Genomic DNA, 26,989 nt, shown 5'->3' on the forward strand with positions numbered 1-26,989 from the left:
AAACAATAAACACACAACTCAATACACAAAAAAGAAGGGAAGGGAAGCAACCAAACATGCTGGTTGCTTCCCTTCCTTCTTTTTCGTTTTCCACCATTGAACCACCACCACCCGGCCACGACTATCGGCACGACATTCCCACGCCTATCGTTGGCCAGCCTGCATTCGAACCATCCAACAGGTCTATAACAACATGTTTCGGCGGCTTCGATGGGTCGAATGCAGCTTTGTTCACCATATGAACTATCCCAGGTAACTGCGGTGTTCATTGTCGCGTGGTTTAAGTACTATACGGATCAGCCTTCTAAATTGTCACTGTGCCTAAAAACAGAGTGAATTAGAGATTGGTTCCGCGCGGATGAAGAGTTGGGACCTGCATTCAAACCATCGAGAAGCGTTGCGGCCGCTAGATTTCATGGCGTCGATGGTTCGAATGCAGGTTCTGTCCGCTTCTGAGTTTAAATGCGGCTTTCGATGGTTGATTAGGATAGGGCCCCGCTTGGTTCTAGCGCTTGTGGTGCGTAGCGTAGAGGTTTCTGTCTTGTCCTTTATGGCCTGTAAACTAGGCCGGTAGTAACGGACGAGTTTTAATCAAGAAGAGAGTAAGGCTAGATGTCTGAGCGCAGTTTCAACGATCGTAAGGGCGGCTCCGGCCGTGGGAACTACGGTGACCGCAAGAACGGTGGCCGTGACAACCGCCGTGGTGGTGGCCGTGGCTACGGTCGTGGTGAGGACCGCGATAGCCGTGATAACCGTCGCGGCGGCCGCGACGGTTGGGATGGGGAGCGCCGTAATGGCTCTCGTGACCGCAACGATCGCGGTGGCCGTGGAAATCGCGACGAGCGTCGAGGCAACGACCGTCGCAATGACGCACGCGGTAATGATCGCCGCGGTCGCGGTAATGGCGGTAAGCGCTTCGATAGGGCACATCCGCAGCGTTCCGGTTACCGCGAAGAGCGCATTAACCGTCGTATGACTGACCCAGACCTGCCTTCCGATATCAACATCGAGGACTTGGATCCGTCGGTGCTGCAGGACCTGCGCTCTTTGTCCAAGGAGAACATGGAGGCCGTCGCTAAGCACCTGATTATGGCCGGCACCTGGATGGATGATGATCCAAAGCTGGCACTGCGTCATGCGCGAGCCGCCAAGGACCGTGCCGGTCGTGTAGCCGTCGCCCGCGAGGCCAATGGTGTCGCGGCGTACCACGCGGGCGAATGGAAGGAAGCCCTGTCGGAGTTGCGCGCAGCCCGTCGAATCTCCGGTGGTCCAGGTCTGCTGGCCGTAATGGCTGACTGTGAGCGCGGCCTGGGGCGTCCGGAAAAAGCGGTCGAGCTTGGTCGCAGCGAGGAAGCACGCGAGTTGGATGGCGATTCCGCAATCGAGCTTGCCATCGTCGTCGCCGGCGCACGCATCGATATGGGTCAGGCAGAGTCTGCTGTTGTGACCATGCAGCGCGCTAACCCCAACAAGGAAGACCGCGGTGTTTCCGCATGCCGCTTGTCCTATGCCTACGCCAATGCGCTGCTGGAAGCAGGCCGCAAGGACGAGGCCAAGGAGTGGTTCAAGCATGCAGTCAAAATTGATGAAGGAGACTGGACCGACGCCGCCGAACGCCTAGCAGAGATCTAGTCATGAATATTCTCAAAGCCCACGATTCGCTTTTGCTCGACCTCGATGGCACCGTTTGGGAAGGCGGCCAGCCGCTGCGCTGCGTCGTGGATGTTATTAACTCCTGTGGCGTTCCCGCCGTTTACGTCACCAACAATGCCTCCCGGAGCCCGGAGGCTGTGGCTTCGATGCTTTCTGAGATCGGTCTGCTAGCCGATCCGGAACACATCGTGACTTCCGCTCAGGCTTCTTTGGTGCTCATGGCCTCGGAAATCCCGGCTGGCTCCAAGGTTCTCGTTATCGGTGCAGAGTCCTTCCGCACGCTCACGCGTGAAGCTGGATACCAGGTGGTAGACAGCGCCGAGGATAAGCCCGCAGCAGTGGTCCAGGGAATGGATAAGGCGATTGGTTGGAAGGAGCTATCCGAAGCTGCTTACGCCATCAACAACGGCGCTAAGTTCTTCGCCACCAATCTGGATACCTCGTTGCCCACCGAGCGTGGCTTCGCCGTGGGCAATGGTGCCCTCGTGGGGGCAGTCGCGGCGTCGACTGGCGTGGAGCCCATCTCCGCCGGCAAACCGGAGCCTGCAATGTTTACCTACGCGGCGAAAAAGGTCGGGTCGAAGAAACCTCTTGCCGTGGGCGACCGCCTAGACACCGATATTGCCGGTGGCAATGCAGCGGCGATGGACACCTTCCACGTGCTCACCGGTGTATCGGGAGAGCTGGAGCTCATCGAGGCTCCGGTAGCCCAGCGCCCGAACTTCATCGGTGCGGGCTTCCACGAGCTCTCGCTGCCCGTCGCGGTGGCAAAGCCCGGCGCACAGGGCGATTTCCGCGCCCGCTGCGACGGATATGACATTGTGCTGCAGGGCGGAAACGAAAAATCCACCTCCATCCAGGCGCTGCGCACCGTTCTTGAGGTTGCCTGGGCCATGCCTGAGCCGCCACGCTATATCCAGCCGCGCAGCGAGTTTGCTGAGAAGGCAGTAGCTGCATGGCGATAAAGCCACACGATCCGCGCGCCGTCATGGCGACCGAGGAAGTCGACGCCGCGATGTCTGAAGTCCTGGGCCAGCCCGCGACGTCGCTCAGCGAAGAAGTAGCCCAACTAGATAACGCCCACGCCGTGCTGCGTGAGGCCTTGCAGGAGAACTAATGCCACCACAACGGCGTCGTTTGGATGCAGAACTCGTCCGCAGGAAGATCGCTCGTTCTAGGGAACAGGCCGTCGAGATGATCAAGGCCGGCCGCGTTACCGTGGGCGGATTCAAGGCCAGCAAACCCGCGACCGTCGTAGAGCCGGAAGTCTCCATCAAGGTTGAGGCGGCTGACAATGATGACTGGGCTTCCCGCGGAGCACATAAACTGCTCGGGGCGCTTGAGGCCTTCGACGTCGACTTGAAAGATAAGCGTGTTCTCGACGCCGGCGCCTCCACCGGTGGTTTCACCGACGTGTGCCTGCGAAAAGGGGCTCGCGAGGTGCTCTCCGTCGACGTGGGCTACGGACAGCTGCTGTGGCGCCTGCAGAACGACGAGCGCGTAAAGGTACTCGACCGTACCAACATCCGCAATCTTGATCTAGACATCACCGAGGGGCCTTGTGATGCCATGGTGGGTGATCTTTCCTTCATCTCTTTGAAGCTGGTCTTGCCCGCCATCGTCGATGTGATGGCAGAGGGCGCATGGCTGCTGCCCATGGTCAAGCCGCAGTTTGAGGTCGGCAAAGACCGTATCGGCGCTGGCGGCGTCGTTCGTTCGTCGGAGCTGCGTCAGGAGGTCACTGAGGAGGTGGCGCGCTTTGCGCAGACCTTGGGGGTTAGCGTCAAAGGCGTGGCAGCCTCACCGCTCCCGGGACCTAGCGGAAACGTGGAGTATTTCCTGTGGCTGGTCAAAGACGGCCAGGTAACCAAAGATGAAGATATCGCTGAGATGGTGCGCACCGCCATTGAGGAAGGGCCACAGTGAAGCGCGAAATTCTGCTTGTCCCGCACGCCAGCCGTGCAGACAACCTCGAGTCCACTATCCGCGCTGCTGAGATTCTCCAGGAGGCCGGCATCACGGTCCGCGTCAGCGCGCCGGAACACGTGCTGCCAGAGTTGCAGCACGTTGAGCACACCCCGGCTGCGGCCGCAGGCTGCGAGCTCGTCCTCGTCCTAGGCGGCGATGGCACCTTCCTGCGTGCTGCCGACATGGCTCGCGCAGTCGATGTCCCGGTGTTGGGCATCAACCTGGGCCACGTGGGCTTCCTCGCGCAATGGGAAGCGGAATCCTTGGAGCGCGCGCTCGTGCGCGTTATCGATTGCGACTACGAGGTAGAGGACCGCCTTACTCTCGACGTCGAGGTCACTGACCGCTCAGGCAAGCTCATCGAGCGCGGTTGGGCACTCAACGAGGCCTCCATTGAAAACCTCAACCGTTCCGGTGTGCTGGACGCCATCTTGGAAATCGATGGCCGCCCGGTATCTTCCTTTGGCTGCGACGGCGTGCTAATTTCCACGCCGACTGGTTCCACCGCCTATGCCTTCTCCGCCGGCGGCCCGGTTCTCTGGCCATCCCTGGACGCACTCCTCGTGGTTCCCAACAACGCCCACGCGCTGTTTACCAAGCCGATGGTGGTCTCTCCACTGTCCAAGGTCGCGGTAGAGTCGGCCTCGGCTACCTCTCCGGCAATCGTCATCTTGGATGGTTTCCGCGAAATCGCGATGCCGCCTGGTTCGCGTGTGGAGGCGGTCCGCGGTGCGCATCCGGTCAAGTGGGTGCGCCTGGATGACCAACCCTTTACGGATAGGTTGGTATCTAAGCTCCGATTGCCAGTGCACGGCTGGCGCGGCCCGCAAAGCTAGGCTTTTTAAAAGAAAGGCAGGTGTGGCACAGACATGCTCGTTGATATCACTATCGAGGACTTAGGCGTCATTGAGCGCTCTGCGGCGGAGTTCGCGGAAGGTCTTACCGTCTTAACCGGCGAGACCGGCGCTGGTAAGACCATGGTTGTCACCGGCCTGCGCCTTCTGGCTGGCGGGCGTGCCGACGCCTCCCGCGTGCGTGATGGTGCACAGAAAGCAGCAGTGGAGGGGCGCTTTGCCACAGGTCGCGCGGCAGCCGCCGAGGTTGTGGAGTCCGTCGGTGGCGTCGCAGACGAGAATGGCGAATATATTGCCTCCCGCACGGTGTCGGCGGCTGGCCGCTCCCGCGCCTACCTGGGCGGACGCGCGGTGCCTGCTGCAACGTTGGGTGATTTTTCTTCCCACGTTTTAACGGTGCACGGCCAAAACGATCAGCTGCGTCTTCTTGCCCCCGAACAGCAATTGGCCGCGGTTGATCGCTCGCAGCCTTCCATCGCAAAGGTCCGCGATACCTACACCGAAGCTTTCCGCACTTGGCGCGAGCTCGCCAAGGACTATAAGCGCCGCACGGAATCGCGCCGCGAGCTGGCGCAAGAGGTAGATCGCCTGCAATTCGCAATCAATGAAATTGGCGAGGTCGCCCCAGAACCGGGCGAGGACACCGAGCTTGTTACCCTCATCCAGCGCTTGCAGGACGTTGATACCTTACGCGAGGCGGCAGCGACCGCGCTTTCGGCCGTAGACGGCGATGATTCTTTTGGCGAGGCCGAGGCTGCCTCCGCATTGTTGGGTCGTGCCAGCACCGCGTTGGTGGGCTCTAGCGATAAGGAGCTCGCGGCATTGGGCGAACGATTGAGCGATATCACCAGCCAGGTCTCCGATATCGCCGCCGAGCTGGGCACGTACTTAGAATCGCTTCCTGCCGACCCAAACCTGCTCGAAGAATCACTGCGCCGTCAGCAAGATCTGAAGCAGCTGACCCGCAAGTATGCCGCAGACATCGACGGCGTTTTGACTTGGCGTGACGCCGCGGCAGAAAAACTCGACTCCATGGACACCTCCGCCGAGGTTTTGGAAGAGCTCAAGGCTAAGGTCATGGAGGCCGAGAAACAAATGGTAGCTAAGGCCAGCGCGCTGACCAAGGCCCGCAAGAAGGCCGCGAAGAACCTAAGTAAGCAGGTCACCGAGGAAATCCACGGACTTGCCATGCCGAATTCCGCGCTCAACGTGGAAATCCGGGAAGCGAAGTACTCCAAGACCGGTGCCGACGAGGTGGAGTTTCAACTCAACGGCAAGCCGCTGGCAGGCGCGGCCTCTGGCGGCGAGCTTTCCCGCGTCATGCTGGCGCTGGAGGTCGTGCTGGCGGATGGAGATGGTGCGACCATGGTCTTCGACGAGGTCGACGCCGGCGTGGGCGGCCGCGCCGCGGTAGAAATCGGGCGTCGCCTAGCGCGTCTAGCTACCTCCAACCAGGTCATCGTGGTCACCCACCTGCCACAGGTTGCCGCCTATGCAGATAGTCACCTGCATGTCTCGAAGGAGAAATTCACCTCCGGTGTCAGCGATCTCAGCGCTAGCGAGCGGGTAGAAGAACTTGCCCGCATGCTCGCGGGTCTGGATGATACGGAGACCGGCCGCGCGCATGCACAGGAATTGTTCGATCGCGCTCAGGCAGAAGTGGCAGCGTTCCGCGCGCCTTCCACAATTTAAGTTTGTGACGGGGGACAATGGCAGACATGAGTCTGTTTTCCCGTAACTCCGATCTGCCTGGTGAACACGGTGCGCTGCGTGACTGCACCCCGGGCGGAAAGGGCATGAAGAAGTTCGTCGAAGGTGACTTTGCCGTCATCAATGCCGCCAATATTTCCCGTCAGGAAGCGCAGATGCTGGTCGATATCAAGCCTGCAGCTGTCCTGAACGTCGCAGAATTTACCACCGGGTCCATCCCGAACTACGGCCCGCACATGCTGTTGGACGCTGGTGTGACCCTGATCGAGGGCGTGGGCGAGGAATTCGTCTCCAGCTTTAAGGACGGCAAGAAGGCGCGGATTAATGAGGAAGGCGCCGTCTTCATTGGCGATACCGAGGTGGCCACGGGCAAGGTTGTGAGCCGCGAGAAGGCCGAGAAGAATTTTTCCTCCGCACAACGCGAGCTGATTGACCATATGGAGGCTTTCTTCGGCAACTCCATCGAGTTCATCCATTCCGAGGGTCCGCTGCTTATCGACGGCCTGGGCGTTCCGGATTCCGGCACTGAGATGGCAGGCCGCAAGGTGTTGGTTGTCTCGCCGTCCACGGACCATCGCAACAAGGTGAAGCTGCTGCGCAACTTCATCCGCGAATACGAACCGATCATCATTGGTGTGGATTCTGCAGCAGATACCGTGGTGGATTTGGGCTATAAGCCGGATTTTATTGTCGGTGATCCTTCCGAGATTAGCTCCGAGACTCTGCGCTGCGGTGCGCGCGTTATCTTGCCTGCAGATCCAGACGGCACCGCGGAGGGCCTTGAGCGCATCCAAGACCTAGGCATCGGTGCGATGACCTTCCCGGCGGCAACAGACTCCGCCACCGATCTTGCGTTGCTGCTGGCTGATTATCACGGCGCCCAGATGATTGTGCAGGTCGGGCGCTCCCTGGACCTGGACGATATCTTTGCTAAGCAAGAGCACGCTACTCCGGCTGCGATGCTTTCCCGTATGAAGGCGGGCACGCGCCTGGTGGATGCCGATTCCGTCATCAACCTTTACACCAACCCGAGCTCCGGCGGCATCGGATGGCTCTGGGCTCTGCTTGGCATCCTGGTTGCGCTGGCCGTGATAGTCATCATCGTGGGCTTGGGCGGCGACGCTTCCTTCGGTCAGAACCTCATCGATACCTGGAATAACTTTGCTTTGAGCGTGCAAGGATGGTTTAAGTAATGGCGGGTAAGTCACTTCTTGTTGCTGGTCTTGGTTTCGGCACCGCCGTGGGCGTGGCCTTGGGGGCGCTGGCGATTGCTCCGAATATGCCGTCGGGCGGCGCCGGAGGCGATTCATCGCTACGCGAGGAGTTCCAGAAGAAGGCTCAGAATGAGGAAGTGCTTAAGGCACAGGCAGACTCTAGCGACTCCGTCCTTGACAAACTGGCTCCCGTCGTAGTTGATGGCAGCTTGGCGCAGCGTCCCGTGCTGGTTATCTCTACTGGGGAAGCCAGCGAGGGCGACGTGCGCGCAATCCGTAGCTTGCTCAAGTCTGCGGATGCCGAAGACGCTGGCGAGATTAAGCTAACGGACGAGTTCTACCGCCAGGAGGGCGCGGATAAGCTGCTTTCTTTGGTTACTAGCGCATTGCCGGCGGGTGCCAAGCTTGATCCCAAGAAGGTAGATGCAGGCACGCACTCCGGTCAGGCGCTGGCCGCGGCCTTGCTGATGGACCCGAAGACCACCGAGCCACTATCTTCTACCAAGGACCGTGCGAACCTGCTGCAGGCGCTGCGCGATGCTGGCTATATCGACTATGAAGACGGGACTATTTTGCCTGCACAGGCCGTGGTTTACGTCGGTGGTAAGGGCTTTCCTGGTTACTACACCGATCAGACGGTCAATTTCCTAGAGGCCCTAGACGCGGCCGGCGGAAACACTGTGGTGGCAACACGCGTAGAGCAGGCTGCCGAAGATCGCGTCATTGGCAAGCTGCGTGAGGCCAAATCCGATATCTCGACGGTGGACTCCATCGACCGCACCACCTCGCGCATGGCTGCGGTTATGGCGGCAAAGGAGCAGCTCGACGGAGGCAAGGGTGCCTATGGTGCTGCTTCCTCAGCCGATGCGGCGGCGCCGAGCCTGCCGGAGGATCTCTAAATGGCTCATGACTTCGAGGTACGCAGCAGTGAGCTGCTTCTCGACGCCCCGATTATCGCAGTGCGCCGGGACGAAGTAGTGATGCCGGGCGGGACCACCGCCTACCGTGAGGTAGTAGAGCACTTTGGCGCTGTGGCTATCGTCGCGGTGGATGATGAAGAGCGCATCGCCATGGTCAATCAATATCGCCGTAGTGCGGATAGGCGCCTGTGGGAGCTTCCTGCTGGCTTGCTCGACATCAAGGGGGAGGACGAACTCACCGGAGCGAAGAGGGAACTGCAGGAAGAAGCCGGGTTGGCCGCTGAAGACTGGTCCGTGCTTGCGGATATAATCACCTCGCCGGGCTTCTGCGAGGAAGCCGTGCGCGTGTTTTTATCCCGTGGGTTAAGTGCTGTCCCGCGAATGGATGCTGAAGGCGATGAGGAAGCCGACATGGACTTCGCGTGGGTGCCGCTTGATGAGGCGGTCGATCGAGTGATTTCTGGTGACATCGTCAATTCGATAGCGGCCACCGGCATCTTGGCGGCCTATGTTGTTTATCGCGGCGGCCGCAAGACGCGTAGCGTGGACGAGCCTTTCGAGCTGCGCCCGACCGCGATGGCTGCGCGTCGCCCTGGCCCTGACTTGAAGAAGCTGTGAAGGCGGAGGGACTAGCTGCGACGTGGCTCAACCACCTAGCGGTGGAAAGAGGCGCTTCGGCCAATACCTTGAGCAACTATCGCAGGGATGTGCGTCGCTATTTGGGCTGGCTGGCTGACAATGGGGTGGATGATTTAGCGGCAGTCGACCGTGGCATGGTTGAAAACTACCTGAAGTTTTTGCGCGGCTCGATGGCCGCGTCGTCGGCAAGCAGGGCTCTCATCGTCGCCCGTGGGCTGCACAAGTTCGCCGTGGCTGAGGGCATCCTCGATGTGGATGTGGCTAGTGAAGTGACTCCTCCGAAGAATGCGCAGCACCTGCCGGAAACCCTGCAGATTGAGGAGGTAGAAAAGCTACTCGATTCGGTGCCTACGGGGGAAGTGGCCACTCCGATTGATATTCGCGACCGTGCGCTGCTGGAATTGCTCTACGGCACGGGTGCACGCATCACGGAGGTCACCTCTTTAACTGTTGATGATGTAACCGAAAACGATGGCATGTTGATGTTAACCGGTAAGGGCGATAAGCAGCGCTTGGTTCCGGTGGGATCACAGGCGCAAAAGGCCGTGGAGGAGTACTTGGTGCGGGGCCGGCCGGTTCTGTCGAAGGGCAAGTCCCATGCACTATTTCTCAATACGCGCGGTGGGTCTCTGTCTCGCCAAAGCGCATGGGCGGTGTTGAAACAGGCCGCCGCGCGGGCCGGGATTAAAAAGTCAATCTCACCGCACACGCTGCGCCACTCCTTTGCCACGCACCTATTAGAAGGCGGTGCGGACGTGCGTACCGTGCAGGAGCTGCTGGGGCATTCCTCGGTGACAACGACTCAGATCTATACCCACGTCACTGCGGATTCTCTGCGCGAAGTCTGGCGCACGGCGCATCCCAGGGCTTAGGCTTAAACGAATTTAAAAATAGACAGGAAAGTAAGTAGAACATGCTGAAAAATCTTGCCGGTGTAACGCGCGGGGCAAAGCTGGCTGCCGCAACAGCGGTAGTGGCGATGGTGCTGGCGGTAGCGCCTGCGCAGGCACAGGACGCCTCAGTCTCTGTCCCAGCGGGCCAAACTTCGACCGTGTCTTTACCGGTCCCTGTGGACGTAAGTTATGCCGGTGAGGGCTGGAACATCAATGCCTCCGGCGGATCAGCCACGATTACCGCACCGCCCGAAGGCGGCCAAGTCACGGTGCCGGTAACCTACGAAGGCACGACCATTAGCCTGACGCTCGTGGCCGATGGTTCGGTCACCCAGGAAGACCTGAATAATGCAGGCGAGGACATCGCCAATGGCGGAGACGGCGGGGCAGTGCTGCATGGCGGCGGTGGTGCTGCCGGTGGCCCGCCTGGTGGCGGTGCCACTGGTGAAGGCGCTGGCGGCGGTGATAACGGCGACGGTGGTTCTGCTGGTGAAGATTCTGGTTCCGGGACTGGCGCTGATGGTGGCGCTGCTAGTGGCAATGGCACCCAGGGCGGTGTGCCAGGCGGTGACCCTGCGAATAATCCGGCGGCAGCAGGTGGAGTCGATGTGTCGCAGGCGGAGTACATCAACCTGGATGCAACGATTGAAGGCCAGACCATCACGGCGCAAATGGGTGTGATGCAGGCGCTGGATCTGTATAACCGCTTCAAGGACACCGACGAGGCTGGCGTTACGTTGCGCTATCTCAATGCGAAGGGCGAGTTCATCAAGGGCGTTAAGCGCAAGGTGGATAAGTCCTCGCGCACGCTTGAACTGACCTATCCGGAAGGCCAAACCCCGGATAACCCGTTCATCATGGAGCTGGTCCGCGATTCCGATAACGCGGCGGTGCTCGTAGTGACGCTGACGGACCCAAATAAGGAAACTGCCGGGGAAGTGCCCAACCCTGACAATGGCTCCGGTGAAGGTGCCAATGCGGATTCGAAGAATGGTTCTTCGATTCTTCCGTGGGCTATTGGTGCCGGCGGCGTTCTGCTCTTAATTGTGCTGGGATGGCTGCTTTCGCGTCGCCGTAAATCAAGCCAAGAGGCTGGATAGGTACGCTTTATCGCGACAAAAGGGTCAAAGCGGGTACTCTATAATCACAACGTTGTAATCAGCCACTCGCATCGGGTGGCATTGGTGATCGATTTGTGGTCAAGGAAGCAGGTGTGACTGTGGGCGAAGAGGGACTGTTTGCAGCCTCTGAAGCGCAGGTGGGGCTGACTGGGCGTCCAATCCGTGAGCTGCCAGATCCAGCTCCGTTGGAAAAGCACGGGCCAGCAACCATCATCTCGATGTGTAATCAAAAAGGTGGCGTTGGCAAGACCACCTCGACCATCAACATGGGCGCGTGCCTTGCAGAGCTGGGCCGTAGAGTCTTGCTCGTTGACTTGGACCCGCAGGGTGCACTGTCCGCAGGCTTGGGCCTGACCCATGACCAAATCGAGGACACCATCTATGACGTGATGTTGGATAGCCAGACTTCTATCCATTCCGCCATCCAGCACACTGGTGTACCGAACCTCGACCTTGTGCCGGCCAACATTGACTTGTCGGCCGCCGAGATTCAGATGGTCAACGAGGTTGGCCGTGAGCACACCTTGGCCCGTGCGCTGCGCCCGATTCGCCGTGATTACGACTTCATCATCATTGATTGCCAGCCTTCTTTGGGCCTGCTTACGGTCAATGCTTTGGCGTGTTCCCAGGGCGTCATTATTCCGATGGAGTGCGAGTTCTTCTCCTTGCGCGGTCTGGCTCTTTTGACCGATACCGTGGACAAAGTTTCCGAGCGCATTAACTTCGACCTTGAGGTCATGGGCATCCTGGTCACCATGTTTGACCGCCGCACCAAGCATGCCCGCGAGGTCATGGACCGTGTTGTCGAGTACTTCGGTGACAAGGTCTTCGACACCGTCATCACGCGTACGGTCCGTTTCCCGGAGACTTCCGTGGCCGGTGAGCCGATTACCAGCTGGGCACCGAGCTCCCAGGCGGCGCAGCAATACCGCAACCTCGCTAAAGAGGTTATTGAGCGCTCCACCGTCTAGGAAGTTTATCCGTGACCCAACCGGAGATTACGGGCTTTCGAATTGCACTGCGCAACTTCGAGGGCCCTTTCGATCTGCTGCTCCAGCTGATCCAGTCGAAAAAGTTGGACGTAACCGAAGTGGCGCTTTCTGAGGTCACCGATGAGTTCGTCGAGTACACCCGCCAGCTGGGGGCTACCGCAGATTTGGATGAAACCACCGAGTTTCTTCTCGTGGCTGCCACGTTGCTGGATTTGAAGGCGGCCCGCCTCTTGCCGCGCGGCGATGTCGACGATCTGGAAGACCTTGAGCTGCTCGAAACGCGCGACCTTCTCTTCGCCCGGCTTCTGCAGTACAAGGCTTATAAGCAAGTCGCCGACCAATTCGCCCAATGGCAGCGACAGGCGCGGCGTCGCTATCCGCGTGCTGTCTCCATGGAGAAGGCTTTCGTGGAACTTCTCCCACCCGTGCGCCTAGGGCATACGCCAGCCTCCTTTGCCGAGCTGGCTGCCAGCGTCTTCCGCCCCAAGCCACCGGATGAGGTGGCCACGGGCCATATTCACCAGGTTGCTGTCTCTGTCCCAGAGCAGGCCGGCAAGATCCTCAGCACACTGAAGTTGCTGGGCGAGGGCCAGTGGATGAGTTTTGCTGCTCTCACGCGTGATTGCACCGTCTCGATGGAGGTTGTCGGCCGTTTCCTGGCATTGCTGGAGCTCTACAAGGCCAAGGCTGTCGACGCCGAGCAGCCAGAGTCCCTCGGGCCACTGGAACTTAGCTGGACCGGTCTCGACGTGGACCCTGCCGTGGTGGCGGCTTCCAACTGGGATTAGACCGGTGGAGTAATTCCCGGCCTGGGATTAATGCCGGCTCGCAGTAGGCCAGCTGTGTCGGTGCAGTACAGTATCCGGCATGGAACTTCCGCTAATCTCGCAGCAACGTTCGCGCCTTGAATCGATTCTTCTGGTGATTGATTCGCCGGCCTCCGTTGAGTCTTTGGCTCGCGCGCTCGACCTAGAGGAGTCCGTGGTCAGTGATCACTTGCGGGCGATTCAGCGCGAGTTTGATTCCCGGGGCTCAGGCATTGATCTGCGCGAGACAGCGGAGGGCTGGCGCTTTTATACCCGCCAGGAGAATGCCGATGCAGTAGAAGAGTTTCTGCTTGATGGCTCGCAGACCAAGCTCTCCCGTGCGGCGCTGGAAACCCTTGCTGTGGTTGCCTATCGCCAGCCGGTCACCCGCGCCCAGGTTGCTGCGGTGCGTGGCGTCAACGTCGATGGTGTAATGCGCACGCTCACCGTGCGTGGTCTCGTACGCGAGCTGCCGCAGGAAGGCCTAGCACACCGCTACGAAACCACCGAGCTTTTCTTGGAGCTGCTGGGCATTGACTCGCTGGAGCGCCTGCCGGATCTTGCACCGCTTTTGCCGGATATGGAACAGATCGATTCCGAATATTAGGTATTCGCACGGTGCGCGGCAGTGGGGTAGCATTGCGCAGGTAACTTCATAACTTCTACTGATAAGGACACTTATTGTGACCCCACCCGCTCGCCGAGACGGCACACCGGAAAAGAAGCAGCGAGACAGCGAGATGCTTGTCTCCAATGCGAAGCCGGCCCGCCATCAACACGTCGACAAGCGTGAACGCGCAAATAGGAAAAAGAAGGCCACCGCAGATTCCGTCGCCCGCGAACTGGGCGCAGATTGGCTGACCGAAGGCAAGTCGAATAACTCCAAGGGCGAACGCCTCCAGAAGGTCTTGGCCAAGGCAGGTGTTGCCTCCCGCCGTCACGCCGAAATCATGATCGATGCCGGCCGCGTTGAGGTTAACGGCAAGATCATCATGCAGCAGGGCGTACGCGTCGACCCAAACGTGGACATCATCCGCGTCGACGGCGTGCGCATCAACGTCAATGAGGAAACCCAGTACTTCATCCTCAACAAGCCGCGCGGTCTGCAGTCCACCATGAGCGATGAACTGGGCCGCCCCTGCATCGGCGACCTCATCGGTGAACGCGTGGCCGCAGGCCAGCGTCTGTTCCACGTCGGCCGTCTGGACGCCGATACCGAGGGCCTTATCCTCATCACCAATGATGGTGAGCTGGCCAACCGCCTGATGCACCCGAAGTACGAGGTGCGCAAGACCTACCTCGCTACCGTTTTAGGCGAGGCTGGCAATGGCTTGGTACGAACCCTGAAGGAAGGGGTGGAGCTCGAGGACGGCTTGGCAAAGGCCGACTATGTCCAGGTCGTGGACAAGAACCAAGGCTATTCCTTGGTTCGCGTTGAACTGCACGAGGGCCGCAAGCACATCGTCCGCCGCATGCTCAAGGAAGCTGGCTTCCCAGTCCAGCGTCTGGTTCGCACCAAGCTGCACACCCTGCAGCTGGGCGAGATGAAGCCAGGTATCTTGCGTGCGCTCAACTCCAGCGAGTTGGCCAGCCTTTACAAGGCGGTGGGGATGTAATGGAAGGAAACATGATTTCAAACATGCCTGAAGGCGGCCTCATCCTGGCCGTCGACGGTCCCTCCGGCACCGGCAAGTCCACCACCTGCCGTGCTTTGGCTAAGCGCCTCGACGCAAAGTACGTCGACACTGGCGCCATGTACCGCGTTGCCACGCTCGCAGTTCTGCGCGCTGGCATCGACCCAGCTGACACGGATGCGGTCATCAAGACCACTACAGACTTGCCGCTGGAGGTCTCCGATGATCCGGATTCCAAGCAGGTCCTCTTCGACGGAGAGGACGTCTCCCGCGTCATCCGTGAGGACGAAGTCACCCGCAACGTTTCCGCAGTTTCGGCGGTCCCCGAGGTTCGCCAGAACTTGGTGGAGCTGCAGCGCAAGCTAGCCCGGGATGCGCACCGCGCCATCGTTGAAGGCCGCGACATCGGAACTGTGGTGCTTGCCGACGCCCCGGCGAAGGCATTCATGACCGCCTCCGCTGAGGTACGCGCCCAGCGCCGCCACGATCAGAACCTCGCCGCAGGCTTGGAATCTGATTTCGCCACCGTCTTGGCAGACGTTGAGCGCCGTGATGCCGCGGATTCTTCCCGCGCCACCTCGCCGCTGCGTCCAGCTGAAGACGCCACCCTCGTCGATACCTCTTTCATGAGCCTGGAAGAGGTCCTCGACGCTCTCACCGAAATTGTGAAGGAGTCTGCACATGTCTAAGGGTTTTGCAGGTCAAGAAGACAATAACGCCGCAGGCGACTTCGATACCCAGTTCCACTATCCAGTGGGAAAGCTCGAAGAAGAAGTAGCCCGTGACCCGCACGGCGGCTGGGCCCCGAGCGATTTCGATGCCGAAGAATTCGACTACGAATTCGACGAGTCGGAGCTCGAGAACGGTGAGTTTGATGATTCCGAGTTCGGCGACGCCGACTTCGGTGAAGACTATGAGTCTGACGGCGAAGAGCCAATGAGCGAGGAGGAATGGGAAGAACTTTCCCGTGCCTTCGGCGTGCAGGATTCGCATACGGAGGAAAACCTCTGCACCGTGGCTGTCGTCGGCCGCCCAAACGTGGGCAAGTCCTCCCTCGTAAACCGTTTCTTGGGTCGCCGTGAGGCAGTGGTGGAGGACCACCCAGGCGTTACCCGTGACCGCGTTTCCTATATCGCGGATTGGAACGGCCAGCGCTTCCTCGTCCAGGACACTGGCGGCTGGGACCCGAACGTCAAGGGCATCCACGCTGCTATTGCCCGCCAGGCAGAGCAGGCCATGGCAACTGCAGATGTCATCGTCTTCGTGGTCGACACGAAGGTTGGCATCACCGAGACCGACTCTGTTATGGCACGCAAGCTGCAAAAGTCCGAGGTTCCGGTCATCTTGGTCTCCAACAAGTTCGATTCTGAGACCATGTACGCCGATATGGCCGAGTTCTACGCTTTGGGCTTGGGCGATCCTTGGCCGGTTTCTGCGCAGCATGGCCGCGGTGGCGCGGACGTTCTGGATGAGATCCTGCGTCTTTTCCCCGAGGAGCCGCGCCATTCTTCGATTACTTCCGGCCCGCGTCGCGTGGCGCTGGTGGGTAGGCCGAACGTTGGTAAGTCCTCGCTGCTGAATAAGCTGACCTCCGAGGAACGCTCCGTCGTGGACAATGTGGCGGGTACTACGGTCGACCCAGTTGACTCACTGGTGCAGCTTGATCAGCGTCTCTGGAAGTTCATCGATACTGCTGGCCTGCGCAAGAAAGTCAAGAACGCGCAAGGGCACGAGTATTACGCTTCGCTGCGTACCCGCGGCGTCATCGACGCTGCTGAGGTGTGCATCATGCTTATCGACGCCTCCGAGGAGGTCTCTGAACAGGACCAGCGTGTGCTTAACATGGTTCTCGAATCCGGCAAGGCTCTAGTCATCGCGTTCAACAAGTGGGACCTGATGGACGAGGACCGCCGCTACTACCTGGATCGTGAGATCGACGAGCAGCTGCGCCACCTGCCATGGGTTACCCGCGTCAACATCTCCGCGCAGACTGGCCGCGCGCTGCAGCGCCTGGAGCCGGCGATGATTGAGGCTCTGGAGAGCTGGGATCAGCGTGTATCCACCGGCCAGCTCAATAACTGGCTGCGTGAGGCCATCGCTGCGAACCCGCCGCCGATGAAGAACAACCGCCTACCGCGCGTTCTGTTTGCCACCCAGGCATCGACGCAGCCGCCGACAATCGTGCTGTTTACTACCGGCTTCTTGGACGCTGGTTATCGTCGCTATCTGGAGCGCAAGTTCCGCGAGCGTTTCGGCTTCCACGGTTCTCCGGTGCGCATCGCGGTGCGCGTGCGCGAGCGTCGCGGTAAGAACTCTAAGCGCTAACGCGATCAAAAGGCGAGCTATTTTCCACCCCCGCAAGGTGTGACGAATAGCTCGCCTTTTTGGTTCTGTGATGTTATGCCCGTTCGAATAATCTAAATATGTGTAATTGATTTGGTTTTCCGAAAGGCACGACATGTTAGCCTCAGTTCTCGATCCCGCCTCAGTAGTGGCGATCGTTCTTCAAGTCATCGTCATTCTCTCCGCGCTGTTGCTCGGCACCCGCTACGGCGGCCTCGGCTTGGGCCTTATCTCCGGCATCGGCCTTATCGTCATGGTCTTCGTCTTCGGCCTAGCTCCGGGCGAGCCACCGGTGGACGTGATGCTGACCATCATCGCCGTCATTGGCTGTGCGGCTACGCTGCAGCAGGCGAGGGGCCTCGAAGTGATGATGCAGTTCGCGGAGAAATTCCTGCGTGCGCATCCAGAACGCATCACCATCTTGGCTCCGCTTACCACCTGGTTCCTGACCGTTCTATGCGGTACCGGCCACGTGGTCTACACGATGTTTCCCATCATCGAGGACATCGCCCTGAAGAAGGGCATTCGCCCGGAGCGCCCAATGGCGGTTGCTTCGACCTCTGCGCAAATGGGTATCACCGCCTCGCCAGTTTCCGTTGCTACGGTGTCCCTTGCCTCCATTATTGCTGAGAACGCTGGTATCACCGGCACGTCTTATTCCATCCCGCAGATCCTCATGGTCGCCATTCCGGCATCGCTTTCCGGCGTCTTCCTGGCTGCCCTTTGGTCGCTGCGTCGCGGTAAAGACCTTGATAAGGACCCGGTCTTCCAAGAGAAGATGAAGGATCCAGAGTTTGCCAAGACCATCTCCGCCTCCAGCCACTCCCTGCTGGACGAGGTATTCCCGGCGTCGGCAAAGCGCTCCGTTGCGGTCTTCCTATCCGCCATTGCCATCGTGGTCATCTTGGGCGCATTCGACGTCCTGCGTCCTTCCTTCCCGAATGAGGACGGTGAGTTGAAGGCCCTGTCGATGAACCTGGTCATTCAAATGGTCATGCTGGTCGCCGGTGCAATCATCCTGATTTTCTGCGACGTCGACAACAAGAAGATCGCCTCCACGCCAGTGTTCAAGGCGGGCATGACCGCAGTGTTCTCGGTCTTCGGCGTGGCCTGGATGGCCGATACCTTCTTCGAAGCCCACATCGACTCTCTGGAATCTAATCTGGGCGGAATTGTGGAGTCCGCTCCGTGGGCTTATGCCATCGTCCTGATCGTCGTGTCCAAGCTGGTCAACTCCCAGGCCGCCGCTCTGGTAGCCATTGCGCCGATCGGACTGTCCCTGGGCATTGACCCAGCCATCATTGTTGGCTTCTACGGTGCCGCCTATGGCTACTTCATCCTGCCGACCTACCCTTCGGACCTTGCCTGCATCGGGTTCGACCGCACCGGCACCACGCACATCGGCAAGTTCGTGGTAAACCATTCCTTCATCATCCCCGGCGCGATCTCGGTGTTTACCTCCTGCGTCGTGGGCTCCCTGCTGGCGACAGTACTTCTCTAGTTCTAGACTCTTCTGGTTCTAGTGCGCTCGGCGCAGCAAAAAGGCATCCGTGCGATACGGGATGTCGATTAGCTGGCCGGGTGCAAAGCCCATGTGCTCGAAGAGGTACCAATTAAGGTTATAGGTCATGCGCTCATGGATCTTTTCTCCGTTGCGCAGCCAATAAGAGCGGGTGTGCATCAATTGATGTAGCTGTTCCGGGGAGAGCGTATGCGCCCAGTTAAGCCGCAGTTCGCGCTCGATTTCCCAGGGAGGGGCAAGCTCGGGGAGAAAGCCGGGGCGCTGGATATCGCCGGAGTGCATGATGCGGGCCAGGCGCAGGATCCACGGGTCGGCGCCGACGTCGAGGGTGTTCCACACTAGAAGCACCTTGCCGCCTGGCCGCACGATGCGATCGAATTCTCTACAGGCTTTTTCCACATCGACCCAGTGCCAGGTCTGGGCGCAGGCAATGGCGTCCACGGAGGCGTCGGCAAGCGCAGTGCTCTCCGCCACCGCCCGCCAGGCTGGAATACCAAGCTGGGTGCGCAGCACGCGCGTCATGTCGGGGGAAGGGTCGCAGGCCAGAACGACGGGATTGTGCAGGGTCTGCGTGAGCTTGCCGGTGCCAGCGCCGATATCGACCACTGTGTGGGCATCCGCTATTAGTGCGGCTACTTCGGCAGGGTAGCTGGGGCGCACGTCATGGTAGTTATCGGCGCCCTGCACGAAAGCACGTGCGGAGGCTGTACGATGTTCCGCCCCCTTGAAGGTAGGGGTTTGCTTCTCCGAGGCCTTGCGGTAACTCGGATAGTGCGCGGGGTTGGGCAGTTGAGAAGTCATATGGACTTATAACCTACCGTGTTAGACGGTTCCGGAAAATTATCCAAGCTGAAATAGAATGGGTCACCATGTCGAGACTTCCCGTACCTCAGGATTCACGGTGGCTTTTAAAGACCGTGTTTTCTCGGCGCGAAAAGACGATCCCTGCGGCCGTATTGATGTCCGTTTCATTCTTGTGCAACGGCATGACCCCAGTTGTTGTAGGAAACGCTATCGATGGAGCGATTGCTTATCAGTCCTTTTCCTCTTTGCTGCGCTGGTTGGGGATTTTGCTTGCTATTTTTTGCGTTAATGCGTCGGCGGCATGGTGCGCGCGCGGAATGTTTTCCCGAGCCATGCTGGAGGTTGGCCATGACTTGCGCATGGCGGTGACGGATCGCATTCAGGATCCCCGTGGGATTGGCGGTGCTAAACATACGGCGGGCGAGTTATTGTCCATCGCGTCCTCAGATACCAAGCGCGTGTCTGATGCGGTCATCATGACTGTCTTTCCCGTGGCGGAAGTTAGCGCCATTGTCTACGTCGCGGTGATGACTTCGCGCGTTAATTGGGCGCTGGGAATTGCGATCTTGCTCGGGGGACCGCTGGTGGTTTGGTTTTCTCTGCGTGCGGCGAAGCCTTTGCGGCGGCGCTCGGGCGCGCGTCAGGCTGCCCTGGCACAAGCTTCCGCGATGGCCACCGATGTGGTTGACGGCCTGCGCATTCTGAAAGGCCTAGGCGCTATCGCGACGGTGCGGCGCCGTTATTCGTTGGTATCGGACACGGCCTATACAAAGACGGTTTCTGCCAACGGTGCCCGCGCGCGGCTGAATGCCACGACGGAAGCGGTCGGTTCCATTTACGTCATCGTGGTGGCTTTGGCCGCCGCGGCGATGGCGGTAAAGGGCGCGATGAGCGTTGGGCAACTCATTACAGTGGTCGGCCTAACGCAGTTCGTCATCACGCCGATGACGATGATGGGCAAAAACATTGCCTCGCGGTGGGCGGCTGCGCAAGCCAGTGGTCGCCGCATTACGGCTTTGCTCAACGCGCCTTTCCGTGAGGCGGCGGATGCTAGGGATCCTGGCTGGCAGCCTGGCCTGCACGTCATCAAGGGGGCGGCGCCTGAGGAACTTGTTGACCTGCCGCGGAATCGTTACCTAGTTGCTCCGCATGCGGCGGATCTTTTTGCAGGTTCCGTTGCGTCCAACATTGCTGCGGATAAGGCTGCGGCGCAACGAGCGCTGCATGTCGCGGCGGCGGAGGATATTCCCGGCGGTCTGGAAAAGGAGGTCGGCGAAAACGGCGGTGCGCTGTCTGGTGGTCAGCGTCAGCGCGTTGCGTTGGCGCGCGCCATAGCGGCTGATGCCCAGATACTCGTTCTGCAGGACCCGACCACTGCGCTGGACTCGGTGACAGAACAGGTCGTCGCTGAGCGCGTGCGTGACGCCCGCCGCGGGATGATCACCGTGGTATATACCAATGCTCCTGCATGGACCGCAGTGGCCGATAGTGTGAGCGAGCCTGCTGCAGCCGCGCATGCGAGCGAAGGGGAGGACATCTAATGCGTTTTCCTACTGCAACCTGGCCACAGGTCCGCCGCAGGGTGGGCGAACACGTGAAGGCGTTACCGAATGCGGGCAAGGTCTGTTTCCTGGCGCTGGCATTGCTTACCGGTGGCGCGGTGGCCAATGTCTATATCCCGGTGCTGCTGGGCAAGATTGTCGATGCGGTAGTTGAGGAGAGCGGGCAGCTGCGCAGTCTCAGCGGCATTGGCATTGGGCTCATCGTGGTTGCGATTGCCTCGGCGGGGCTTTCCGCAGTCGGTTTCTACCTACTATCGCGCGTTACTGAGCGAGTAATTGCGAACCTGCGCGAGGAGACTGTCGGCACGGCCTTGGGCCTGCCGGTCCACCGCGTGGAGGAGGCTGGCTCAGGCGATTTAGTCTCACGTTCAACGGATGACGTCGCCGAGCTTTCCTCCGCCGTGACAGAGACAGTGCCGGTTCTTACGAGCTCGCTGTTTGCCATCTGTACTACCGCCATCGCCCTGGTAACCCTGGACTGGCAGTTCTTGCTGGTGGTGGTTTGTGCCGCGCCGATTTATTTCTTTGCCGCGCGCAACTACTTGCGCCATGCGCCGCAGCGCTATGCAGACGAGCGCGCCTCCATGGCGGAGCGTGCGCGACGCATCCTGGAGACAATCCGCGGCCGTGCCACTGTGCGGGCCTATCAGATGGAGCCACAGATGCGTGATCGCATCAATAGCGCGTCCCGTGAAGTAGTTGAGCATGGCTTCGCCGCAAGGCGCACGATGATGGTCTTGCAGCTATGGATCACCACCGTGGAGCTGGTGATGTTGAGCGTCGGCCTTTTGGTGGGCTTTTGGGTCACAACGCAGGGCGCGATGACGGTGGGTTCAGTAACGGCGGCGATGCTGATGCTTATCCGTCTGCGTGGCCCGCTGCTCGGGCTTATGCGCGTGCTGGATACGGTTCAGTCGGGCTATGCCTCTCTCGCACGCATCGTTGGCGTTACCACGGATCCGCCCGCGGCAATTCCGCCCGCGGGTGCTCCGGCTCCGCGCGGTGAGGTCGCGATGGAGGACGTTAGCTTTAGCTATGGCGATAACGCGTGGGCGGTGCGTGATGTCAACGTCAGCATCGCGCCAGGCCAGTCCATCGCACTGGTGGGTGCTTCCGGCGCGGGAAAGACTACAGTTGCGGCGCTGCTGGCTGGCCTGCGCGTGCCGAGTGCTGGCAGCGTCAAGGTTGATGGGGTAGAGGTCTCGCGGCTTTCCGACGCCGAGCGAGTTACCCGCCTGGCCATGGTCTCCCAGGAAGTCCACGTCTTTTCCGGCACGCTGCGCGATGACTTGTCCCTGGGAAAACCCGATGCCAGTGATGAGGAAATCTGGCAGGCACTGCGTGCCGTGCAGGCGCACTGGGTTGAGGACTTGGCCGATGGCCTTGATACAGTCGTGGGCGCTTGGGGCATTCAGCTGGACCCCGTTGCAGCGCAACAACTGGCGCTGGCTCGTATCATGTTGCTGGATCCGGCAATCGTGGTGCTAGATGAGGCAACTGCGGAGGCCGGTTCGCGTGGTGCGGGCGCACTCGACGCGGCTGCCGATGCCGTCACAAAAGGACGCACGTCACTTATGGTTGCCCACCGTCTTGACCAAGCCGCCAAGGCTGATTGTGTGCTGGTTATGGAAGATGGCCGTGTGATTGAACAGGGCACTCATGCGCAGCTGCTAGATTCTAAAGGCCGATATCAACAATTGTGGAACGCGTGGCAGAAAGGACGTGACTAAGAAGGTGTCCCTTAATGCTCGTTGTTCCAACTTGTGGTGGGCTTTTGCCAGCTCTACTCGGAGCAGCCTAAAGAAATCACTGCTTGTGCTGTTTTGTCTAAATTTGGCTTTTGCCACAGCTTGTTCGGCAACGCCAACGCAGGAGCCTGCGCCAGAGTCCGGAACGCTCTGGGATAAGGACTCTGACCTCGGCATCCCTGTCTCAGCGCCTTTGGATGGCCCGGAGCCAGGTCAAACCAAGCAGATTAATATGCCGAATGGCCGCAACTTCCTGCTGCATGTGCCGGAAGACTATGACGCGGATAAGCGCTGGCCAGTGGTGATGGTCTTCCACGGTTGGGGCGAGAAACCCAAGACCATTGAGGGCTATACGGAGTTCAACTCCGCGAAGGCCATTCTGGTTTATCCAGAAGGTGAGGATAATGCTTGGACGCCGGCGCCTTATGCGAAAACGAGCGAGGAAGAAGACCTTAAATTCGTTGCAGACATGGTTGATAGCTTGCGTGCTACCTATGCGGTAGATGATGACCGTATCTTTGCCGCGGGCCTATCCAACGGCGGTGGATTTGCTGCCTTTTTGGCGTGCCGTATGCCGGAGACTTTCCGCTCTATCGCAACGGTGTCTGCGGCCTATTATGAGGGCATTCACCAGGGCTGTTCGGAAGCCCCAGTCGGCCGCCTCGATATGCACGGCACCGATGACCCCGTGGTGGAGTACTACGGCGGAACCCGTCATGCCACTAAGTACGATTCGGTAGCGGAAGTCATGGAGCAAAACCGGCGCCGGAATGAATGCACCACGCAGATCTCAACGACGCAGCTGGTTAACAACGCTCTGCAGCAAACGTGGATTGGTTGTAAGGCTCCGCTGCAGCACATCCGTATCGGCGGCGGCTCGCATATCTGGCCGGGCGGGCTTGCCGACGATCGCGCGGAGGTAGGCAAGGGCTTTGCCACAGACCGCGTTCTCGATTTCTTCGGTATTCCAGGTCGCCCCGCAGGCACCATTGACCCAGAATCTGGCAAGAAAACGAAGTAGTCTTGCTAATCCTGCAGGACGTAGTGTGCAAACTTAGCGTTTGGTACGGCGGCGACGCGGCTGACGCAAATGTCTGCGACCGTCTTGTACCCCGCGGCAAAAGCCGGGCCTTTGCTATCGGTAGGTTGCGGCATCTGGACCAAGTGAAAGCTGCGGGAGCCGCCGTCGCTGCTGTTGAGTTCCAGGACCGCCTGAGCGGTAGTGCCGGATCCGGCGAAGAAATCAAGCACTACGGCGTCGGGACCGCCGGCGATGGCGATGAGGTGCTTGATAAGGCGCACTGGCTTCGGGAAATCGAACACGCCCTGAACTCCCATGACGTCCTCCGCATCGCGGCGTCCAGCGCGTGTGACGCCAAAGCGTTCACCGTCCAGGATGGAACGTGGCCGCGCGCCCTTTTTCTGATAGTTCTTCGTGTAGACAAAGCCGCGTCGAAAGACCAATTGCTCATAGTTGGCCTCGACCTTATCTTTGCCCCAGCGCCAGCGTGCGACCTTGTCTTTGCCGGCTGGCTGGTCGGGCCAGTATTCGCGGCCTTGGGGATCAGCGATGGGAAAGTCTAGGGAAGGAAGATAACCCAGTGTCTTGGAGTCCAGGCGGACCAGCGAATAGTTTCCCTTCTCGTCGCTGAAGTTGTACTTGGTCGTGGTATGCCCTTCAGAATCGGCGTTGAAACCGGGGTTAGCTGGGGACTTGGCATAAACCAAAATGTACTCGTGCTCGACCACCGCGTATTTGGAGTCGTTCTTTCCAGTCCCGCCCTTTTTCCAGATCAATTGTCCGGCAAAACAGTTCTCACCGAATATTTCATCCAGCACTTTGCGTACGTTGGCACTTTCATCTTCACCGATGGAGACAAAGATAAAACCGGTGTCTTTGAGGACCTGTCGCGCGAGGATGAGCCGGGGGAGCATCATAGACAGCCACTGCGCATGCCAGCCGCTATAGCTGCCGGAGTTCATTTTGCGGCGGTTGCGGTAATTGTCCTTGTAAACAAAGTCTTTGCCGGTGTTATACGGAGGGTCGATGTAGATGACATCGGCAGCAAAGCCATCTGCCACCATCAGCTTGAGCGCGTCGAGGTTGTCGCCTTCGACAATGGAATTGGAACAAGCTGCCGGCGTTGACACTGCAATCTTTTGCTTGGTGGTCGCAATTTTGGCTTGTTCTGCTGCTTGCGCCTTGCCTGGCCAGACAAGCCCAAAGAATTCCTCTTGGGCTTGGAAATCGGCAGTTGGAGAGCTCGCGGAGTCGCTGTGGGTTGAAGTCATGACTGAAAAGCGGATGAGTTTTGGTGGTGGGGGAAATGATGGGGGCTGGGTCATCCTCCCATGCCGCGGCTTTCATTTTTGCAAGTTTGCGCGCGTTCCGATGGAAAACGCCAGAAAACGACCGCCAGGAGCATTTGCGTGATGTTCTGCTACGCTAGCATCCCCTAATTTTACTTAATTTGTTGACTCTTATATTGCTGGAATAAATACTTAAAACCGGGGGTGGACTCGGGGGTGTTATTGCAGGTGAATCCTGAGAAATCTGAAAATTTTAAGGAAAGGTGGATGGACTGCGATTGTCCGAAAATGGCGGGCCTATTCCCGTCTTTAAATAATTCTTTATGGCATGAACTGGCAAACGTATGTAGCGTGGAAAAAGCATTCGCGATGAAGGGGTTTAGCCTTCATCGGGGAGTGCGGTGAAAGATATATCGAAAGTATTTTAGAAAGGTTGGGATGCTAAATGGGTATCTTCGACAAGGCAAAGGACGCACTGAACTCCGACAAGGGCGAGCAGATCTCCGATAAGGGCCTCGACAAGGCTGCTGAGGTGGCAGAGCAGAAGTTCGGCGAGGACAAGGCTGACAAGATTCAGCAGGGTCGCGACAAGCTCGATGACCAGATCGGCAACGCTGGCGCCTAAAGCTTATTGTTTGATTGGGGCCTAGCCAGTGTCCCAATCTCGGTGAATTAATCCAAAGCTCTCGGCAACTTGGTTTGCTGGGAGCTTTGTGGGTTTTAGGCCGGCACCTCCATCGGAGGGCAAAGCTCGGACATGTTGGCTATGTCATATGTGTTTGCTTAATTGATGCTGAGCGCATCAATTTTCCCGGAACGGATACCTAGACCACAGTAGGGTGGAGTGCGTGAATACACCTGTAGATGCTCGCTTGGCCTCGGGTTCGCCACGACAGTGCATGCTAGATCTGGCAGTTCGCGTCATTGCGCGCGCCGGACGCGATGCCGTTGCAGTGTGTACCGTCGCCGAACAGACCGATGTTGAGGTCAAAAAGGCGAAGAAGCTTTTTGCATCTGATGAGCAATTGGCTGATGAGGCTAAAGCTTACCTCGACAAACTGGTCATCCACTATCTAGATGAGCAAGAAAAGTACTTAAGCCCTGATGCCACGGCGCTCGATCGTATGCGAGCCATGGCTACTGGCTTTTTCGAGTTCGCGCAGAAGCATCCGGTCTATTTCGACGCCTTCACGTTTACGCAAGCAGCTCCGAGCCTGCACTCTTATGAGCTGAGCTTCGATGATTATCTCCAGCGCTCCGGCAAGCGCCCCACGCTGGATGTTCTGCTCAACATCGCACGCGATTGCATAGAGGAAGCTGGCGGACCGCGCGATGCAGACTTGGTCCGTATCCAAGCCGTGAGCCTTTTGGTTGGTGTCCACGGTATCTCCCATCTGTGTACCACGGGCGTGCTTCGACATCTTTCGCCAACCGCGAAGAAGCAGACTTTCAATGCCTGTTTGGACTACCTAAGCGCCGGGTTGGCAGTAGGTTTCGCGCACGGTGCTATCCCTCCGCAGGATCCAGTTGCGATGGGAGGTGGCCTCCCAGCTGATAAAAGAATTCGCGCCAAAGATTTGCCACGCGGCAACGATGGGGAAGTAGTTAGGGCTCTACTGCGCGGCGCGGTGGAGGACATCGTCGCCTCCGGCCTTAGCAATATGCATCTCGGCACTGCCGCCGAACGTGCTGGTATCGATTTCGACCGGGCGACGCATTTTATAGAGGGAGATCAAAAGCTCCTTTCCTTATTGGAAAGTCATATCGATGCCATCGCACACGAGCATCTCCGCGAACAGATGCGTTACGCAGGCGGGAAGAGTCTCGGTTTTAGTACGATGAAGGCGTGTGCTTTCGGATATTTAGGCTTCGCGCACCATGACCCAGTAGGCTTCTTAGGCCTGACGATGATTACCTCAGGTTCCATCGTGCCAGCGTCTTTTGAACGCAAGGACCTAATCAATTCGCGTTTCGAGATGGGCGAGACCTTCGGCTATTTCATGACGATTGCGCGCGATGCCCTCGACGAGGCCGGTGGCCCTCGTACTCCATGGGCGCTGTACACGATGGTCATGTCGATGTGGTCCACCATCCACGGTTTCGCGCACCTGACAACCTTTGGCGCGCTGCGCGACCAACCCCGTGAATTCCTCTTTGACCTAGCCTCACGCATCTTCGACATCGAGCTCGTGGGCATCGCGGAGCACTTGGGAATCAAGGGCCAGATTCAAGGATTTTAGTGGTCGAAAAGAAGAAACCGGCTTTAAGCGGTAGATGACTACTGCCCAAAGCCGGT

25 protein-coding genes are annotated in these 26,989 nt (G+C 59.0%); 23 read left to right on the forward strand and 2 right to left on the reverse strand.

Annotated features, from left to right (window positions below):
• Positions 1–612: 612 nt before the first annotated feature.
• The 18 genes from HMPREF2692_RS12560 (at position 613) to HMPREF2692_RS03300 (ending at position 18,248) form a co-directional block, all read left to right on the forward strand.
• On the forward strand, positions 613–1,632 hold the full coding sequence (locus tag HMPREF2692_RS12560) for a tetratricopeptide repeat protein (protein ID WP_061926108.1): 1,020 nt from the start codon (positions 613–615) through the stop codon (positions 1,630–1,632).
• A gap of 2 nt (positions 1,633–1,634) precedes the next feature.
• Positions 1,635–2,618, forward strand: coding sequence for an HAD-IIA family hydrolase (locus tag HMPREF2692_RS03225; RefSeq protein ID WP_061926111.1), 984 nt, complete (start codon positions 1,635–1,637; stop codon positions 2,616–2,618).
• Complete coding sequence (locus tag HMPREF2692_RS13095) at positions 2,609–2,770, forward strand: hypothetical protein (RefSeq protein WP_162839580.1); 162 nt, start codon at positions 2,609–2,611, stop codon at positions 2,768–2,770. Before HMPREF2692_RS03225 ends, HMPREF2692_RS13095 begins: the two co-directional genes overlap by 10 nt.
• Positions 2,770–3,579, forward strand: coding sequence for a TlyA family RNA methyltransferase (locus HMPREF2692_RS03230; protein WP_061926114.1), 810 nt, complete (start codon positions 2,770–2,772; stop codon positions 3,577–3,579). The genes HMPREF2692_RS13095 and HMPREF2692_RS03230 overlap by 1 nt, the downstream gene beginning before the upstream one ends.
• Positions 3,576–4,457: an NAD kinase gene (locus HMPREF2692_RS03235; protein ID WP_061926116.1), complete on the forward strand. Its 882-nt coding sequence runs from the start codon at positions 3,576–3,578 to the stop codon at positions 4,455–4,457. Before HMPREF2692_RS03230 ends, HMPREF2692_RS03235 begins: the two co-directional genes overlap by 4 nt.
• A gap of 33 nt (positions 4,458–4,490) precedes the next feature.
• Positions 4,491–6,167, forward strand: coding sequence for a DNA repair protein RecN (gene recN / locus HMPREF2692_RS03240; RefSeq protein ID WP_062040681.1), 1,677 nt, complete (start codon positions 4,491–4,493; stop codon positions 6,165–6,167).
• 26 nt (positions 6,168–6,193) lie between these two features.
• The gene (gene steA, locus HMPREF2692_RS03245; protein ID WP_062034945.1) at positions 6,194–7,378 is read left to right on the forward strand and encodes a putative cytokinetic ring protein SteA; all 1,185 of its coding nucleotides are present in this window, start codon (positions 6,194–6,196) and stop codon (positions 7,376–7,378) included.
• Positions 7,378–8,298: a copper transporter gene (locus tag HMPREF2692_RS03250; protein WP_070455591.1), complete on the forward strand. Its 921-nt coding sequence runs from the start codon at positions 7,378–7,380 to the stop codon at positions 8,296–8,298. Before steA ends, HMPREF2692_RS03250 begins: the two co-directional genes overlap by 1 nt.
• A complete protein-coding gene (locus HMPREF2692_RS03255) occupies positions 8,299–8,937 on the forward strand; it encodes an NUDIX domain-containing protein (RefSeq protein ID WP_070432945.1) in 639 nt (212 codons plus the stop codon).
• Positions 8,934–9,830, forward strand: coding sequence for a site-specific tyrosine recombinase XerD (gene xerD, locus HMPREF2692_RS03260; protein ID WP_070432944.1), 897 nt, complete (start codon positions 8,934–8,936; stop codon positions 9,828–9,830). Before HMPREF2692_RS03255 ends, xerD begins: the two co-directional genes overlap by 4 nt.
• A gap of 41 nt (positions 9,831–9,871) precedes the next feature.
• The gene (locus tag HMPREF2692_RS03265) at positions 9,872–10,951 is read left to right on the forward strand and encodes a hypothetical protein (RefSeq protein ID WP_070497061.1); all 1,080 of its coding nucleotides are present in this window, start codon (positions 9,872–9,874) and stop codon (positions 10,949–10,951) included.
• A 113-nt stretch (positions 10,952–11,064) separates the two neighbouring features.
• The gene (locus tag HMPREF2692_RS03270) at positions 11,065–11,943 is read left to right on the forward strand and encodes a ParA family protein (protein WP_201040812.1); all 879 of its coding nucleotides are present in this window, start codon (positions 11,065–11,067) and stop codon (positions 11,941–11,943) included.
• Positions 11,944–11,954: 11 nt separating this feature from the next.
• Positions 11,955–12,752: a segregation and condensation protein A gene (locus tag HMPREF2692_RS03275; RefSeq protein ID WP_062034955.1), complete on the forward strand. Its 798-nt coding sequence runs from the start codon at positions 11,955–11,957 to the stop codon at positions 12,750–12,752.
• Between the two features lie 79 nt (positions 12,753–12,831).
• Positions 12,832–13,377, forward strand: coding sequence for an SMC-Scp complex subunit ScpB (gene scpB, locus HMPREF2692_RS03280; protein WP_061926143.1), 546 nt, complete (start codon positions 12,832–12,834; stop codon positions 13,375–13,377).
• A gap of 76 nt (positions 13,378–13,453) precedes the next feature.
• The gene (locus tag HMPREF2692_RS03285) at positions 13,454–14,386 is read left to right on the forward strand and encodes a pseudouridine synthase (protein ID WP_062040699.1); all 933 of its coding nucleotides are present in this window, start codon (positions 13,454–13,456) and stop codon (positions 14,384–14,386) included.
• 11 nt (positions 14,387–14,397) lie between these two features.
• Positions 14,398–15,093 carry a (d)CMP kinase gene (gene cmk, locus HMPREF2692_RS03290; protein WP_070455594.1) on the forward strand — a complete coding sequence of 232 codons (696 nt, stop codon included), beginning with the start codon at positions 14,398–14,400 and terminating at the stop codon, positions 15,091–15,093.
• On the forward strand, positions 15,086–16,729 hold the full coding sequence (gene der / locus HMPREF2692_RS03295; RefSeq protein ID WP_070822732.1) for a ribosome biogenesis GTPase Der: 1,644 nt from the start codon (positions 15,086–15,088) through the stop codon (positions 16,727–16,729). The genes cmk and der overlap by 8 nt, the downstream gene beginning before the upstream one ends.
• A gap of 133 nt (positions 16,730–16,862) precedes the next feature.
• Positions 16,863–18,248: an anaerobic C4-dicarboxylate transporter gene (locus HMPREF2692_RS03300; protein WP_070455586.1), complete on the forward strand. Its 1,386-nt coding sequence runs from the start codon at positions 16,863–16,865 to the stop codon at positions 18,246–18,248.
• 18 nt (positions 18,249–18,266) lie between these two features.
• Here the strand turns inward: HMPREF2692_RS03300 and HMPREF2692_RS03305 are convergent, their stop codons facing one another.
• Positions 18,267–19,070 carry a class I SAM-dependent methyltransferase gene (locus HMPREF2692_RS03305; RefSeq protein ID WP_070822734.1) on the reverse strand — a complete coding sequence of 268 codons (804 nt, stop codon included), beginning with the start codon at positions 19,068–19,070 and terminating at the stop codon, positions 18,267–18,269.
• 68 nt (positions 19,071–19,138) lie between these two features.
• Between HMPREF2692_RS03305 and HMPREF2692_RS03310 the strand changes: the two genes are divergently transcribed.
• The 3 genes from HMPREF2692_RS03310 to HMPREF2692_RS03320 all read left to right on the forward strand — a co-directional run bounded on the left by HMPREF2692_RS03310 (position 19,139) and on the right by HMPREF2692_RS03320 (position 23,404).
• Complete coding sequence (locus HMPREF2692_RS03310) at positions 19,139–20,614, forward strand: ABC transporter transmembrane domain-containing protein (RefSeq protein ID WP_070587950.1); 1,476 nt, start codon at positions 19,139–19,141, stop codon at positions 20,612–20,614.
• Positions 20,614–22,365: an ABC transporter ATP-binding protein gene (locus HMPREF2692_RS03315; protein WP_070587952.1), complete on the forward strand. Its 1,752-nt coding sequence runs from the start codon at positions 20,614–20,616 to the stop codon at positions 22,363–22,365. The genes HMPREF2692_RS03310 and HMPREF2692_RS03315 overlap by 1 nt, the downstream gene beginning before the upstream one ends.
• A gap of 103 nt (positions 22,366–22,468) precedes the next feature.
• Positions 22,469–23,404: a CE1 family esterase gene (locus tag HMPREF2692_RS03320; protein WP_246816163.1), complete on the forward strand. Its 936-nt coding sequence runs from the start codon at positions 22,469–22,471 to the stop codon at positions 23,402–23,404.
• Between the two features lie 5 nt (positions 23,405–23,409).
• Here the strand turns inward: HMPREF2692_RS03320 and HMPREF2692_RS03325 are convergent, their stop codons facing one another.
• The gene (locus tag HMPREF2692_RS03325) at positions 23,410–24,675 is read right to left on the reverse strand and encodes a site-specific DNA-methyltransferase (protein ID WP_070588181.1); all 1,266 of its coding nucleotides are present in this window, start codon (positions 24,673–24,675) and stop codon (positions 23,410–23,412) included.
• Positions 24,676–25,138: 463 nt separating this feature from the next.
• Between HMPREF2692_RS03325 and HMPREF2692_RS03330 the strand changes: the two genes are divergently transcribed.
• The gene (locus tag HMPREF2692_RS03330; RefSeq protein ID WP_061926171.1) at positions 25,139–25,318 is read left to right on the forward strand and encodes an antitoxin; all 180 of its coding nucleotides are present in this window, start codon (positions 25,139–25,141) and stop codon (positions 25,316–25,318) included.
• 223 nt (positions 25,319–25,541) lie between these two features.
• Complete coding sequence (locus HMPREF2692_RS03335) at positions 25,542–26,933, forward strand: TetR-like C-terminal domain-containing protein (protein ID WP_141761300.1); 1,392 nt, start codon at positions 25,542–25,544, stop codon at positions 26,931–26,933.
• Positions 26,934–26,989 lie beyond the last annotated feature (56 nt).

It is taken from the genome of Corynebacterium sp. HMSC036D03 (assembly GCF_001836185.1).
Lineage (GTDB): Bacteria > Actinomycetota > Actinomycetes > Mycobacteriales > Mycobacteriaceae > Corynebacterium > Corynebacterium simulans.